This window comes from Amycolatopsis orientalis, from assembly GCF_000943515.2.
Classification (GTDB): domain Bacteria; phylum Actinomycetota; class Actinomycetes; order Mycobacteriales; family Pseudonocardiaceae; genus Amycolatopsis; species Amycolatopsis orientalis.
Genome location: NZ_CP016174.1, coordinates 9,397,890 through 9,411,877, shown reverse-complemented (window position 1 = coordinate 9,411,877; position 13,988 = coordinate 9,397,890). Strand labels below are relative to the sequence as shown.

Annotated in this window: 13 protein-coding genes; 7 read left to right on the top strand and 6 right to left on the bottom strand. The window is 69.1% G+C overall.

Annotated features, from left to right (window positions below):
- The first annotated feature begins 106 nt into the window (after positions 1-106).
- A complete protein-coding gene (locus SD37_RS41395; RefSeq protein ID WP_037308858.1) occupies positions 107-1,516 on the top strand; it encodes a helix-turn-helix transcriptional regulator in 1,410 nt (469 codons plus the stop codon).
- 10 nt (positions 1,517-1,526) lie between these two features.
- Positions 1,527-2,414, top strand: a complete 888-nt coding sequence (locus tag SD37_RS41390; protein ID WP_044849576.1) for an aminoglycoside phosphotransferase family protein — start codon at positions 1,527-1,529, stop codon at positions 2,412-2,414.
- Between the two features lie 214 nt (positions 2,415-2,628).
- Here SD37_RS41390 and SD37_RS41385 read toward each other — a convergent pair whose 3' ends face one another.
- The 5 genes from SD37_RS41385 to SD37_RS41365 form a co-directional block, all read right to left on the bottom strand.
- Complete coding sequence (locus SD37_RS41385; protein ID WP_044849577.1) at positions 2,629-4,710, bottom strand: ATP-binding protein; 2,082 nt, start codon at positions 4,708-4,710, stop codon at positions 2,629-2,631.
- A gap of 114 nt (positions 4,711-4,824) precedes the next feature.
- On the bottom strand, positions 4,825-5,856 hold the full coding sequence (locus SD37_RS41380; protein WP_044849578.1) for a copper resistance D family protein: 1,032 nt from the start codon (positions 5,854-5,856) through the stop codon (positions 4,825-4,827).
- The gene (locus SD37_RS41375) at positions 5,853-6,416 is read right to left on the bottom strand and encodes a copper resistance CopC family protein (RefSeq protein ID WP_037308870.1); all 564 of its coding nucleotides are present in this window, start codon (positions 6,414-6,416) and stop codon (positions 5,853-5,855) included. Before SD37_RS41375 ends, SD37_RS41380 begins: the two co-directional genes overlap by 4 nt.
- On the bottom strand, positions 6,417-7,181 hold the full coding sequence (locus tag SD37_RS41370) for a YcnI family copper-binding membrane protein (protein WP_065913079.1): 765 nt from the start codon (positions 7,179-7,181) through the stop codon (positions 6,417-6,419). It abuts the gene before it with no gap.
- Between the two features lie 69 nt (positions 7,182-7,250).
- Positions 7,251-7,748, bottom strand: a complete 498-nt coding sequence (locus SD37_RS41365; protein WP_145927045.1) for a hypothetical protein — start codon at positions 7,746-7,748, stop codon at positions 7,251-7,253.
- Positions 7,749-8,051: 303 nt separating this feature from the next.
- On the opposite strand from SD37_RS41365, the gene SD37_RS41360 reads away from it, so the two are divergent.
- The 4 genes from SD37_RS41360 to SD37_RS41345 are packed head-to-tail and all read left to right on the top strand — an operon-like array spanning position 8,052 to position 11,604.
- The gene (locus SD37_RS41360; RefSeq protein WP_037308875.1) at positions 8,052-8,699 is read left to right on the top strand and encodes an ABC transporter permease; all 648 of its coding nucleotides are present in this window, start codon (positions 8,052-8,054) and stop codon (positions 8,697-8,699) included.
- A complete protein-coding gene (locus SD37_RS41355) occupies positions 8,686-9,870 on the top strand; it encodes an ABC transporter ATP-binding protein (RefSeq protein WP_418189799.1) in 1,185 nt (394 codons plus the stop codon). The genes SD37_RS41360 and SD37_RS41355 overlap by 14 nt, the downstream gene beginning before the upstream one ends.
- Complete coding sequence (locus SD37_RS41350; RefSeq protein WP_044849580.1) at positions 9,867-10,643, top strand: ABC transporter permease; 777 nt, start codon at positions 9,867-9,869, stop codon at positions 10,641-10,643. The genes SD37_RS41355 and SD37_RS41350 overlap by 4 nt, the downstream gene beginning before the upstream one ends.
- Before the next feature lies 1 nt (position 10,644).
- Complete coding sequence (locus tag SD37_RS41345; RefSeq protein ID WP_044849581.1) at positions 10,645-11,604, top strand: glycine betaine ABC transporter substrate-binding protein; 960 nt, start codon at positions 10,645-10,647, stop codon at positions 11,602-11,604.
- A 102-nt stretch (positions 11,605-11,706) separates the two neighbouring features.
- Here SD37_RS41345 and SD37_RS41340 read toward each other — a convergent pair whose 3' ends face one another.
- A complete protein-coding gene (locus tag SD37_RS41340; RefSeq protein ID WP_044849582.1) occupies positions 11,707-12,171 on the bottom strand; it encodes a DUF6474 family protein in 465 nt (154 codons plus the stop codon).
- Between the two features lie 90 nt (positions 12,172-12,261).
- Between SD37_RS41340 and SD37_RS41335 the strand changes: the two genes are divergently transcribed.
- Positions 12,262-13,908, top strand: coding sequence for a TM0106 family RecB-like putative nuclease (locus tag SD37_RS41335; protein WP_472239594.1), 1,647 nt, complete (start codon positions 12,262-12,264; stop codon positions 13,906-13,908).
- Positions 13,909-13,988: the final 80 nt, after the last annotated feature.

Below are 13,988 nucleotides of genomic sequence, written 5' to 3'. Positions count from 1 at the left end.
AACGACTTCTGCCGGGCCGATCACGGCGGGCATTCCGGTGTTTCGCGCGGTTGAATAGGTGTGCCTACGCTGTTTCTCGACCCCAACGGAACTGTGAGGGGGCGCAATGGACGCCAGTATCGGTGGCGGCGCTGTCGCCGGCTCGGACGCGAGTGCCAAGGGCCGCCAGAGTCACCCCGTGCCACCGGATGCCTGGGAGCAGCCGGAGATGCGAGCCGCACTGGCCACCCGGGAGATCTCTTCCGTGTACCGGCTGTTGCGCAAGCACGGTGTTTCGCAGCGCCAGATCGCCGCGATGACCGGCCAGTCGCAGTCCGAGGTGTCCGAGATCCTCAAAGGTCGCCAGGTGATGGCGTACGACGTGCTCACCCGCATCGCTGACGGCCTTGGTGTCCCCAGGGGATACATGGGTCTCGCCTACGACGAGGCGACAGCGATAAAGGTCGTCGGCGCTGCCGACGGCCAGCAGGCGGAGGAGGACGAGTCCGTGAAGCGACGGAGGTTCCTCGCGCACGCTGCCCAGGTCACGATGGGTGCGGCGGTGTTCGGTCCGGAATCGGGTACGTGGTCGGCGGGGCCGGCGAAGACGCCCGCTCCCGGGCGGATCGGCATGACCGACGTCCGCCAGGTGGAAGCCGCGACCAGAGCGCTCCGGTCCCTCGACTACCAGTACGGCGGCGGTTTCTGCCGCGACGCCGTCGTCGCCCAGCTGTCCTGGGGACAGCAGATGCTCGAGTCCAGCGGCACCGAAATGGTCAAGAACCGCCTGTACGTCGCGCTGGCCGACCTGCACAGCCTCGCCGGTTGGACCTCCTTCGACACCGGCCTGATGGACTCCGCCCGTGGTCACTTCGCGAACGCGCTGGACCTGGCGAAACAGGGCGACAACCACCCGCTGGTGGCCAACGTGCTGTACCGGATGGGCCGCGTCTACCTGCACCAGGACGCGCCGAACGACGCGCTGAAACTGTTCCAGCTCGGCCAGATCGCCGCCCAGGAATCGGGCTCCGAGCTGGCGGTCGCCGTGCTCTGCGCCAACGAGGCGTGGGCCTACGCGATGATGGGCAACGAGGAGCAGGCCGTGAAGCTGCTCGGCCGGAGCAAGGACGAGTTCGCCCGCGCCAACCTGGCCGAGGCCGAGTCCTGGGTCAAGTTCTTCACCGAGACCGACGTCTACGCCATGATCGGCACCGTGCACACGGTGCTCGCCGCGAAGAACGCCGAGCACACCAAGTACGCGATCCCGGCGCTGACGAAGGCCGTCGAGTCCTACGACGACGACATGGCCCGCAGCAAGACCTTCATGCTCAGCGCACTGGCCACGAATCACCTGCTCGAAGGCGATCTCGATCATGGCTCCAAGGTGGGCTCGAAGGCCGTCGACTGTGCCGAGGGCATCAAGTCGGAGCGCGTGAAGGACCGGATGCGGCCGCTGCAGGTCGAGGCGGAGCGCCGCCGGAACAACGCCGACGCCCGTGACCTCGCCGATCGCCTCAACTCCTTCTACGCCGCCTGAGCGGACCGGATTGGACGGCCGGTTCACGCCCGGCAAACTGCACGAGGCCCTGCGGCGGACGTGCGAACTGCTGGACGTGGACGCCGAAGGCGCCCGGCTGCTGAGGTTCACCAACAACGCCGTCTACGCACTGGCGAGCGCGCCGTTCGTCGTCCGGATCGTCGGCTCCACCCAGCTGCGGCATCGCGTCGGCACCGTCGTGCGGGTCGCGCGCCATCTCGAAGGGCACGGAGTGCCGGCCATCCGGCTGCTTCCCGGCATCGAACAGCCCGTCCCGGTCGGCGAACATCTCGTGACGGTGTGGTGGAAAGTGCCCTCCACCGGCCGGAAGGCCAAATCCGCGGACCTCGCCGCGCTGCTTCGCCAGGTCCACCCGCTCGAGCCGCCCGAGGGCCTCGCCGAATGGGCGCCGTTCGCCGCGGTCCGGGCCAGGGTTTCGGACGCGGAGGAGCTGGACGACGGCGACCGGCGGTTCCTGCTCGAACGCTGTGCCGAGGTCGAGGCCGCGCTCGCGACGCTCGACTTCCCGCTGCCCCGGGGCCTGATCCACGGTGACGCGCACCCCGGGAATGTGATCGCGGGACCGGACGGACCGGTGCTGTGCGATTTCGATTCGTCCGGTGTCGGACCGCCGGAATGGGACCTCACGCCGCTCGCCGTCGGCCTCGAACGGTTCGGTGATCCCCCGGCCCGCTATCGCGTGTTCGCCGAGCGGTACGGATTCGACGTGACCACCTGGTCCGGCTTCTCGGTACTGCGTGCCATCCGTGAACTGAAGCTCACGACGAGTGTCCTCCCCATTCTCCGGAGTCATCCCAGCGTGCGGGATGAGCTGCGAAAACGGTTGGACGATCTCCGGTATGGGCGCACCGGCGCCCGATGGAACCGGTATCGCTGAGTCGTCCGCGAACGGTAACTTGCACGTGCATTCGCCGACGGCAAATGACCGTTCGTCGCTTGCCCGAAATCACTGATCAATGGGTGACGAATTCGGCCGCGCTAATCACTTCCATTGGATCAATGCTCCCCCAAATGTGCAACTTGCAGCTACGCTCCGTCATTTAGCGCGGCGGGGTTCACCTCGTCGTTGTGCACCGATCGGTGCCGCCGGGTCACAGTTGTTCCAAACGCGTACGCAGAGCGTCGGCTTCCGGGCGGCCGAGGCCGACGAAAATCGGCAACGCCCGGTCGTAGTGGCGCCGGGCTTCCTCGGGTTCGCCTTCCGCTTCGGCGATCTCGCCGAACGCCGACAGCGCCCTGGCCACCTCGAACCTCGATCCGCTGGCCTCCATGGTGGCGCGAGCGGGTTCGAGTTCGGCCCGTGCGCCCGCGAGGTCGCCGGTGGCGGTGAGGACACGGGCGAGTTCGATCCGGGCACGGGCCACGTTGTAGTCGTCACCGTCGAGGACGTCGCGAGCCCGGGTGAGGTCGGCGATCGCGGCTTCGACCTGTCCGGTGCGCGCGCGGGTCGCGCCGAGGTTGATCAGCGCCAGCCCGATGTCGTGCCGCCGGTCCTGCCGCTCGCTGAGCGAACGGTCCTCGGTGAACCACTCGATCGCCTCGTCGAGCCTGCCCTGCTGGAGGGCGACCAGGCCGAGCCCTTCCACCGATCGGATCTCGACGACGTGATCCCCGCCGGCCCGCGCGGCGTCGCGTCCGGCCAGATAGTGCCGGACGGCGTCGTCGTAGCGGCCGGTGCCGCGGCAGGCGGCGCCGCTGCGGTTGTGCATCAGCGCTTCCGCGGACGAGTGGCCCCAGGCCCGTGCGCACTGGACGCCCATCTCGCTCACCCGCAGGAAGTCCGGATAATGCTTGCGCAGCAGGAAAAGCGGCCACATCGCGGCGGCCAGTTGCCAGCCGAGCTCCGGAAGCTGCGCGTCGAGGGCCGCCTTGACCGCGGCGATGAGGTTCTCGCGTTCCAGCTCCAGCCATGCGAGCGCCTCCTCGGAGGACTCGAACCTGATCCGCGTCGCCGGACGGTACTCGTAGTCGTACGGGATCTCGTCCTGGTCGGGCGTGGTCAGGCTCGCGGTCGCGGAAGCCGTGTACAGGTACCACTCGAGCATGCGGCGCACGGCGATCTCGCGATCGTGCTCGTTGCCCGCCGTCTTCTCCTTGGCGTGCAGCCGCGCGAGGTCGTGGAAGGTGTACCGGTCGTCGCCGCGGTCGATCAGCAGTCCGACGTCGACGAGCTGGTCCAGCAGATCGTCGGCGACCTCGGGGCGGATGCCGATCGAAGCGGCCGCGACCCCGACGCCGAAGTCGGGGCCGGGGTGCAGGCCGAGCGCCGCGTACAGCGCGGCCGCGTCGGAGGGGAGCTCGTCATAGGACAGGTTGAAGCTGGCTTCCACCGATTGGGCCTCTTTCGTCGAGAGCGTAGCCAGTCGACGATATTCCTTCCCCAGCTCGGTGGCGATCTTCTCCAACGACATTTTCGGCCGTCCGGCCAGCTTCGCGCTGATCGTGGTGAGGGCGATCGGCAGGCCGCCGCACAGGTCGACGATGTCGCGCGCGTGGCCGGCTTCGGCACCGACCCGCTCGGCGCCGACCGCGCGGTCCAGCAGTTCGGCGCTGTGCGCGGAGCCGAACGGGGCCAGCTCGATCAGCTTCGCGCGATGTTCGGTCTGGAGCCTGCCCAGTCGTCGCCTCGAAGTCACGATCACGAGGCTTTGCCCGCAGGCGGGCAGCAGGGGCAGCACCTGCTCGGTCGACCCCGCGTTGTCGAGCAGCACGAGCAGGGGCCGGTCGGCGGTCGTCGAGCGGTACAGGGCGGCGAGTTCCTCGACGTCCGCGGGCAGGCCCTCCGGTGGGACGCCCAAAGCCCGCAGGAACCGGCCGAGCGCTTCGCCAGGGGAGAGCGGGCCGTTGGTGCTGAAGCCGCCGAGATCCGCCCACAGCTGCCCGTCCGGGAACCGGTCACCGAGGCGGCGGCCCCACGCGGTCGCCAGCGCCGTCTTCCCGATGCCGCCCTGACCGCTGATCAGGTGCACCGACGGCCGGTCGGCGTCGGCGCCGTCCTGGGCCAGCAGGTTTTCGAGCCGCGTGAGTTCGGCCGAGCGGTTGGTGAAATGCGCCGGTGCGGGCGGAAGCTGACGCGGACCCGAACTCACCTGCCGGGTGAGCGGGGCCGCCGAACGCTGGCGCGGTAACACTGGCGCGCTGACTTCACCGTCACCCGGCATCGGGCTGCCCATCTACCATCCCCTTTTCGGGTTAACCCCAGCGATCGCGTAGAGCATCCCGGCGAAGGTCCGAAGAGGACAGCGAAACCGGCCAAATGCGGCCGGATGGAGCAAGGGCTGTAACAGCTATGTCGTCGGCACCACCGGTGCCCGCGTCAGGACGACGGCGAACCCGAACGCCAGCCCCATCACGGTCAGCTCCAGCGTCGCCCACGCGGCCAGCGCCGTCCGGTTGTGCCGGATGATCCGCGGCATCAGCTTCCAGCGCGTGTAGGCGCCGAGTCCCGCGATCACGCCGGTGCACAACAGTTTGAGCAGCACCAGTTGTCCGTACGGCGTGGTGAACAGGCCTTCCCAGAACCCGATCGACGGGTTGAGCGTGATCTCGATCAGCCCGTTGAACAGGCCGGTCGCCGCGCCGAGGATCAGGCACAGTGTCGCCAGTTTGGAGAACCGCGGCAGCGCGTGCGCCAGCAGCGTCCGGTTGCCGACGAGCAGCACGGCCATCGCGCCGAGCCCGCCGGTCCAGGCGACGGCGCTCATCACGTGCAGCTCCATCGAGATCATCGTGTAGTCGTGGTAGTTCCAGTTCGACGCGTGCCCGGTGACCGGCAGCGGCAGCAACGCGAACAACCCGAGCCCGACGCGGACCTCGGCGGGCACCTTCTCGCCGTGCTTCAGCGCCAGGATGCCGAGTCCCGCGTGCAGCAGGGCCAGCACCGCGACGATCAGCAGCGCCTTCCCCGCGCCGACGTCGGCGATGTAGCCGCCGACGTCCGACATCGACAGCGTGCTGGAGCCCGGCCGGTATTCGGCGGTCTGGAGGATCAGCGCGACGAGCGCGGTGGTCGCCCAGACCAGCGCGGCCGCGACGCTCGCGGGCCGCGCGAGCCGCATGATCGGCTCGGAGAGCTTCGGCCGGTCGTAGCCGACCAGCACCGAAAGCAGCGCCAGCCCGATGGTGGCGACCGCCGAGATGTCCAGCAGTACCCGCACGATCGGGATGGCGACCGAGACCACCTCGCTGACCTGCGCGACCCCGGGCACCGGGGCGGTGGCCGTCAGCGCGACGCCGATCAGGGCGCCGACGATCCCCGCCGTCACCACGCAGAACAGGACGGCGACGCGAGCGCGCGAGGTGGTCTCGGCCTGGGTCATGACCCGCTCTTCTCCTTGTCACCGGCGCCGGTGCGCAGGGCGACGGTCAGTCCGATGGCGAGGAGCACGACGGCACCCGCGATCCACACCCAGATCGGCACCCCGGACGAGCCTTCGCCGCCGGTCGCCGGGGTTTTCGCGGCTTCCCCGCCACCGCTCTTGGCCGCGTCCACGGTCGCCGGTGTCCCGGTGCCCGCGGTGGTGACGGTGAACGGCACCTCGCCGGTCACGGCGTGCCCGTCCGCGGAGAGGATCCGGTAGCCGATCTTGTACTCGCCCGCCGGGCCGAGCGGCCGCAGCGGCACGGTCACGACGCTGTCGCGGACCTCGACCTGGCCTTCGGCCCACTGGCCGCCGCCCGGTCCGATGACCGCGATCTGGTTGACGTTCGCGTTCTGGACGTACTGGTCGAACGTGAGCGTGACCTTCGCCGGCCCGGTGGCGATCGAAGCGCCCTTCGCCGGATCGGACGAGATCAGCACGTTGTGCGCCAGCGCCGGGGTGGCGGTGGCGAGCCACGCCACCCCGGTGATCGCCAGCGCGATGAGCGCCTTACGCATTTACTCGGTTCCCTCGGTGTTCTTGGCGGCGGCGGTGGCGCGGCGGGCGCGCAGGGGGGCCCCGGCGCCGACGCCGAGTCCGAGCGCGCCGACGGCCAGACCGGCGCCGCCGAGCCAGCGGGCGGTGTTGTCGGACGACGACGAAGCGTGCGATTCCTCGGCGGGCTTCGCGTTGGAGCCGTGTCCGCCGCCGTGCCCGTCACCGCTCTTCTCGGCGAGCTTCACCGACGGTGCCGGGTGCTCCGGCTCCTCGCCCGAAGCCGGGGTCGGCTGGTCCCAGTTGACGACCTTGCCGTTCTCATACGTCTGGGTGGCCGGGAACTCCAGCGCGTCGACGGTGGTGGGGAACTGGCCCGCGCTGATCTGGAACTCCTGGAACTCGGTCGAACCGGCGGCGATCTTGGTGCCGGGCTCGGCGGTCCAGGAGACCTTGGTCACGGCCTCGGTGATCTGCGTGCCGGACGCGGTGGTCACCGGGGCGGGCAGCTTCGACTTGACGACTTCGGCCTTCCAGCCGGGGATCGGCTTGGTACGCACCGAGCTGAGTGCGTACTCGGGCTTGATGGTGACCTCGACCTTGACCGTGCCGGCGTCCTTCTCCTCGTTGGGGACGCGGAAGAAGATCGACCCGTAGCCGCCCTTCTCGGGCTGGGGGCCGTAGACGTTGGCGGTGACGTGGGCCGAGGCGATCCCGGCCGAAAGCAGACCGGTGATACCGACGGTGGCGGCCAGGAAACCGGCGCGCTTGAAGACGTGCTTGGACACGAATACTCCTGAACAGGATCGAACGGCGGGTTCGGGGACCTCGCCGGGATTACGGGGGATGAGCCGGATTCAGGAGAAGAGCGGTGGACCGCGCCTGCCGTGGACCCGGCGAAGGTCCACGCGGACGAGGTGACCGGGGCCCGCCGGACGGCCGAGTACCGGGGCCGCCGGACGGGCGGGTACGGGAAGCGCGCCGAGGATGAACGGGACCAGCGCGCGCAGGCAGGCGAGGACGCCGAGCAGCAGTCCGTCGGCCTTGGCCAGCAGCAGCGCGGTGACCAGCGTCGCCACGACGTGGGCCACGGTCATCGCGAGTCCGCCCGAGGCGGGCGCGGGGGCCGGGGCATTGTGGGCGAGTTCGTGGCTGCTCAGGGAGCTGAGCACGAGATGCATCACGACCTGGCCGGCGCCGAGGTCGATGATCGTGGCCACCGGTCCCCGTGCCTTCGCGGCGAGCGCGGCGGCGTTCCAGCCGATGAGCACGGTGAGCAACAGCGTCATCGCCGTATCGGGTACTTCGCCGTCCCCGAGGACGTGCGCGGTCACGGCCAGTGCCGCGGAACTCACGCCGAGCAAGCCACCACGCACAACGCGTAACGCGCCTCGGCGATGACTTCCCTTGCTCACGGGGTGAAGGGTATGCGACGTGCGGCGGAGCGGTCGACGTCCTCCCGGCTGGTGAGCGGTGGGAAAGTGGCCGCCGGGTCGGCGCGTGCGGTTGCCGCTTTACGCCGAATGGGGAACTGTTGGCTGCAAAGAAGCGGTAAACCGGGGTTTGACCGCGCGGGTTTTGGGTAGTCAGGCTCCCGATACAGCTACTCCGAATGGGTGAGCACTCTCACTCAGAGGCGGCGGGAGAACCAGCACGCGATGAATCTCTTCGAGTACATCTCGGATCGGTGGGACAGACTCGCCCTCCAAGGGCTCCTCCACGTCAGCGCGGTCGTGCAGTGCACGATCATCGCCGCCGTCCTGGGCGTGGTGATCGGCGTCGCCGTCTACCGCAGCCCGATCGGGTCGGCCGTGGCCACGGCGCTGGCGAGCACGATCCTCACCGTCCCCTCCTTCGCCCTCCTGGGTCTCCTCATCCCCGTATTCGGCCTCGGCGTGAACACCACCGTCATCGCTCTGGTGCTCTACGCGCTGCTGCCGATCGTGCGGAACACGATCGTCGGGCTGGGCGGTGTCGATCCGGCGGTCAGTGACGCGGCGCGCGGCATCGGCATGAGCCGGTTCGGCGTGCTGACCAGGGTGGAGCTGCGGCTCGCCTGGCCTGCCATTCTCACCGGGATGCGGGTCGCGACGCAGATGCTGATGGGCATCGCGGTCATCGCGGCCTACGCGAAGGGCCCGGGCCTCGGTTCGGAGGTCTTCTCCGGCCTCACCAACGCGGGGAGCACGAACTCCCTCAACCAGGCGCTGACCGGGACGCTCGGCGTGGTCGTCCTCGCGCTGGTCCTCGACGCCGTCTACGTCCTGATCAACCGTTTGACCGTCTCAAGGGGTGTCCGTGGCTGAGCCGACCGAAACCGTGTCCGGCGTCGAGATCGAGCTGGAGAACGTCAGCAAGCGTTACCCCGGCACCCGCGAACCGGCGGTCGACGACTTCTCGATGGTGGTGCCCGCGGGCAAGATCGTGGTCTTCGTCGGCCCGTCCGGCTGCGGCAAGACCACGACCATGCGGATGATCAACCGGCTGATCGAGCCGACGTCCGGCCGGATCACCATCGGCGGCGACGACGCGCTGAAGCTCGACGTCGACACCCTGCGGCGGCGCATCGGCTACGCGATCCAGCAGGCCGGGCTGTTCCCGCATTTCACCGTCGCGCAGAACATCGCCGTCGTGCCCGGATTGCTCGGCTGGGACAAGAAGAAGGTCAACGACCGGGTCGAGGAGATGATGGACCTGGTCGGCCTCGACCCGGCCGACTTCCGCGACCGGTACCCGCGTCAGCTCTCCGGCGGGCAGCAGCAGCGCGTCGGTGTCGCGCGGGCGCTCGCGGCGGACCCGCCGGTCCTGCTGATGGACGAACCGTTCGGCGCGGTCGACCCGATCACGCGCGGCAATCTGCAGGACGAGCTGCTGCGGCTGCAGACCGAGTTGAAGAAGACGATCGTCTTCGTCACCCACGACTTCGACGAGGCCGTGAAGCTCGGCGACAAGATCGCGGTGCTCGGCAACCAGTCGAAGATCCTCCAGTACGACACCCCGGACGCGATCCTCGCGAACCCGGCCGACGACACGGTCGCCGGTTTCGTCGGCGCCGGTGCCTCGCTGAAGCAGCTGACGCTGCTGCGGGTCCGCGACGTCGAGCTGAAGCAGGACGCGCTGACGGCGACCGTGAGCGAATCGCCGTCGGCCGTGCGGGAGAAGCTGACTCAGCAGCGCAAGCATTTCGTGCTGGTGCTCGACCAGCGCCGTCGTCCGATGCGGTGGGTGCACGTCCGCGAGCTGACCACGGCGACGTCGCTGTCCACCGCGGGCAAACCGCTGCGCGACTACGTCAGTCTCCAGTCGACGCTGCAGGACGCGCTCGAGGCGATGCTCGCCGAGGGCGGCAGCGTCCCGGTGACCGGCGCTCGCGGTGAGTACGCCGGGACGATCGAACTCGACACCGTCATCTCGACGATCCAGCAGCTGCGCGAGGAGCACTCCGACGACAACCCGGCGGAAGGTGTGACCGCATGACGGCCGTCGATACCGGGTTCTCCACCGAGTCCTCGTCGAGAAGCGCCGAGCGCGTCCGGCTGTTCGCCCAGCCCGCGGTGGTGCTGCTGATCGTCGCCGGGGTGCTGCTCTGGGTCTTCGCCAGCGATCTGACCGCGACGGAGAAGGAGACGCTCAACGCCGCCGGGCTGCTCGCCGCGTTGCGCGACCATCTCGCGATGACCGTCGTGGTCACCGCGATCGTGGTCGCCGTCGCGGTACCGCTCGGGGTGCTCGCGACCCGGCCGTGGGCGAGGTGGGCGGCGCCGGTGTTCCTGGCGGTCGCGAACATCGGCCAGGCCGCGCCCGCGCTCGGCGTGCTGGTGCTGTGGTTCATCGTCACCGGCGCGACCGGCGGGCTGTGGGTCGCGGCGCTTCCGCTGGCGTTCTACTCGCTGCTTCCGGTGCTGCGGAACACGATGGTCGGCCTGCAACAGGTCGACCCTTCCCTGATCGACGCCGGCCGCGGCATCGGCATGTCGGCGTCCGGCGTGCTGTGGCGGGTCGAATTCCCGCTGGCCATCCCGCTGATCCTGGCCGGCCTGCGGACCTCGCTGGTGCTGGCCGTGGGCACGGCGACGTTCGGCATGTTCGTCAACGCCGGCGGCTTCGGCCTGCTCATCGACACCGGCTACAAGCTCAACCTGACGAAGGTGCTGATCACCGGTTCGGTGCTCGCCGTCGCGCTGGCGCTGCTGGTGGACTGGCTGGGCGCGGTCGCGGAACAGTTCTTCGGACCGAAGGGACTGCGCTGACATGCGAGTGAAGGCCATTCTTGGCGCGATCCTGTTGTGCGGCACGCTTTCCGCGTGCGGACTCGAGGTCAACACCGCGCTGCCCTACAAGATCGAACCCGGCTCCATCCAGCCCATCCCGGCGCTCAAGGGCGTCGAGGTGACGGTGGGCTCCAAGGACTTCACCGAGAACATCATTCTGGGCTACATGGCCGAAATGGCGCTTTCCGCGGCGGGCGCGGACGTCATCGACCTGACCGACATCAAGGGCTCGAACTCGTCGCGCCAGGCGTTGCTCACCGGCCAGACCGACGTCGCCTGGGAGTACACCGGCACCGGCTGGATCAACTACCAGGGCAACGAACTCCCCGTCCCCGGCGGGGAAAAGGCACAGTACGAAGCCACGAAGGCGGCCGACGAGGCGAAGTTCGGCATCACCTGGCTGAACTACTCGCCGCTGAACGACCAGTACGGCTTCGCGGTCACCGAGGCATACGGGGCGGCGAACAACCTGAAGACGACGTCGGATCTGGCGGCGTTCCTGAAGGGGAAGCCCGACCAGAACGTGTTCTGCCTGGAAACCGAGTTCACCAGCCGTCAGGACGGTTTCCCCGCCGCCGTGCGGGCGTACGGGTTCCAGAACCCGGTGATCAAGAACTTCGGCATCGGCACGATCTACTCGGCCGTGGCGAGCGGGACCTGCCCGATCGGCGAGATCTTCACGACCGACGGCCGCATCGCCGGGCTCAACCTGCGCGTCCTCGAAGACGACAAGAAGGCGTTCCCGCAGTACAACGCTGTGGCGACGCTGCGGACGGAGTTCCTGAACCAGCACCCGGAGCTGCGCGGCCCGCTCGAAGCCGTCAGCGCGGCCATCGACAACGAGCAGATGATCGAACTGTGCAAACAGGTCGACGTCGACGGCCGTGACCAGGGCGAGGTCGCCTACGAGTGGATGAAGAAGAAGGGGTTCATCTCCTAGCTCGCTTCTCCCTGCCCGACGTGTCATAAGGGGTCCCCATGAGACGAAATTCGTCTCATGGGACCTCTTATGACACCCGTCAGGTCTCCGCCGAAGCGAGGCTCAAACCCCCAACCGGTGCAGCAGCTTCCCCTCCAGCTGGTCCAGCTCCCCGGCCACGGCCCGGTGCGCCGCCTTGCGCCGCGCGGCGGGCATCCGCTCCGAAGCACGAACGGTCGCCGAAAGCTGCTCCAGCGTCCCCTGAGTGTCCTTCGCGAAGGCCACGTCGGCGTCGGTCGCCTTCGCGGACTTCTTCAGCTCCGCGAGCCCCTGCGTCAGCCCAGCGATCCGCGCGTGCAGCGCGGCACCGCGTCCGCTGTACTCGCCGAGCTGGTCGACGGCGACTCCGAGCTTCTTCGCCTGGTAACGGTCGTATAGCTCTCGTGCGGCACCCGCCGCACGAACGGCGTACGGCGCGATCACCGGCAGTACGGCCGGTCCGAGCACTTTGGCCACCGCGACGGCGTTTTTCGCCTTCTTCGGGGTGAACCTGCCTTCGCTCTCGACGGCTTTGGCCTTGCGCGCCATGGCACCTCCCACGCTGTGTCACAGACGAACTTACTGGTCCCCGAAGTGGCGGGCATGTCGGCTTGCCGGTCGCCTTCTAGAGTGTTGTCTGTGAGTAACGAGGTGCTACTGGACGCGGGAGCGGTGAGCCGCTGCCGGCGTCGCGTGCACCTTGAACACGATCCGGCGATGCGCGAGGTCCCGCTCGCCCCGCCTGACCCCGCCGCGCAGCAGCGGATCGCCGACGCGGCAGCGCATCGCGAGGCCATCGTGCAGCGGCTGATGGACGCGACCGGCCCGGACGCGGGCTGGGTCAAGATCGCCCGCGACCTCCCGGCCGCCGAGCGCGTGCAGCTCACCGAAGAGGCCTTCGCCGCCGAAGCGCGCTACATCTGGGGCGCGCTGCTGCCCGTGGACCGCGCGGGTCACCGGCGTGGCGGCTCCGAACTCCTGGTCCACACCGGCGCGGGGTACGTGCCGGTGCTGGTCGTGCGGCACCGCATCACCGATCGCGGCTCGGGCGCGCCGACCACGGTGATGACCGACCTCGACCCGGCGCACCGCCTGCCCGACCCGGCGCGAAAGGTCCGGTCGCAACCGCGCGACCAGATGCGGCTCGCGCACCTCTATCGGATGCTCGAAGCGCTCGGGAAGCACGAAGGACATCGCGCCATCGGCGGCGTCATCGGGCTCGACGCGGACGTCGTCGTCTGGCACGACCTGTCCGCCGGCACCTGGCCGGGCGGGAAAAGCGCGCTGACGGAGTACCAGAGCCGCTTCGCCGACAGGCTCGCCATCGCGAGCGCGGCCGCCGAAGGTGAGGAGCCGCTCGCCGAGCCGTCGCGGGTCCTCGAATGCCGCCGCTGTCCCTGGTGGCCGACGTGCGAGGTCGTGCTCACCGAAACCCGCGACGTCAGCCTGGTCGTCCGCGGCGAGGACGCGATGGAACTCCGCCGCGCCGGGGTGTCCACAGTGGACAAGCTGGCCGCGCTCGATCCGGCCGACGAGCCCCCGCCGATGAACTGGACCGGCGGCACCTTCGCCGACGCGATCATCCTCGCGCGTGCCTGGCTGGCCGATCTCACGATGGTCCGCAAGGTCGATCGCATCGAGGTCTCCCGCGGCGACGTCGAGGTCGACGTCGACATGGAGAGCTTCGGTGATTCCGGCGCCTACCTGTGGGGTTCGCTGCTGACCGGTGCCGACATCGGGATGGAGCAGGGCTATCGGGCCTTCGCGACCTGGGAGCCGTTGCCGACCGCCGACGAGGCGCGGTCGTTCGCGGAATTCTGGGCCTGGTTCAAGGAAGTCCGCGAGCGCACCCTCGCGGCCGGGCTGACCTTCCGCGCCTACTGCTACAACGCGCTCGCCGAGAACCGCTGGCTCTTCGGTTCCGCGGACCGGTTCGGCGACTACCCCGGCGTGCCCACGAAGGCGGAGATCGCGTCCTTTGTGGACTCCGGGGAGTGGATCGACCTCTTCCGCAGCGTCACCGACCAGTTCCTGTGCTCGCACGGCAAGGGGCTCAAGGTGATCGCCCCGGTCGCCGGCTTCGCCTGGCGCGATCCCGAGGCGGGCGGCGAGGCGTCGATGAGCTGGTACCGCGACGCCGTCGGCATGGACGGCGGCGTCCCGGACGACGATCAGCGCGAGCGCCTGCTGCGCTACAACGAGGACGACGTCCTGGCCACGCACGCGCTGCGGAACTGGATGACCGACCACGCGCAGACCTCAGTGCCGTACATGAACGACCTCTGACCTCCCGGCTGCCGGGTGACTTGCGATCAAGCTCGTCCGTCCGGATACTCGCTTACGAGTACTCGTGAACGAGGAGACGT

Excerpts from the sequence above, each read along its gene's own strand:
- SD37_RS41395 (WP_037308858.1), top strand. The coding sequence starts at position 107 with ATGGACGCCAGTATCGGTGGCGGCGCTGTCGCCGGCTCGGACGCGAGT.
- SD37_RS41385 (WP_044849577.1), bottom strand. The coding sequence starts at position 4,710 with ATGGGCAGCCCGATGCCGGGTGACGGTGAAGTCAGCGCGCCAGTGTTA.
- SD37_RS41380 (WP_044849578.1), bottom strand. The coding sequence starts at position 5,856 with ATGACCCAGGCCGAGACCACCTCGCGCGCTCGCGTCGCCGTCCTGTTC.
- SD37_RS41375 (WP_037308870.1), bottom strand. The coding sequence starts at position 6,416 with ATGCGTAAGGCGCTCATCGCGCTGGCGATCACCGGGGTGGCGTGGCTC.
- SD37_RS41360 (WP_037308875.1), top strand. The coding sequence starts at position 8,052 with ATGAATCTCTTCGAGTACATCTCGGATCGGTGGGACAGACTCGCCCTC.
- SD37_RS41350 (WP_044849580.1), top strand. The coding sequence starts at position 9,867 with ATGACGGCCGTCGATACCGGGTTCTCCACCGAGTCCTCGTCGAGAAGC.
- SD37_RS41345 (WP_044849581.1), top strand. The coding sequence starts at position 10,645 with ATGCGAGTGAAGGCCATTCTTGGCGCGATCCTGTTGTGCGGCACGCTT.
- SD37_RS41340 (WP_044849582.1), bottom strand. The coding sequence starts at position 12,171 with ATGGCGCGCAAGGCCAAAGCCGTCGAGAGCGAAGGCAGGTTCACCCCG.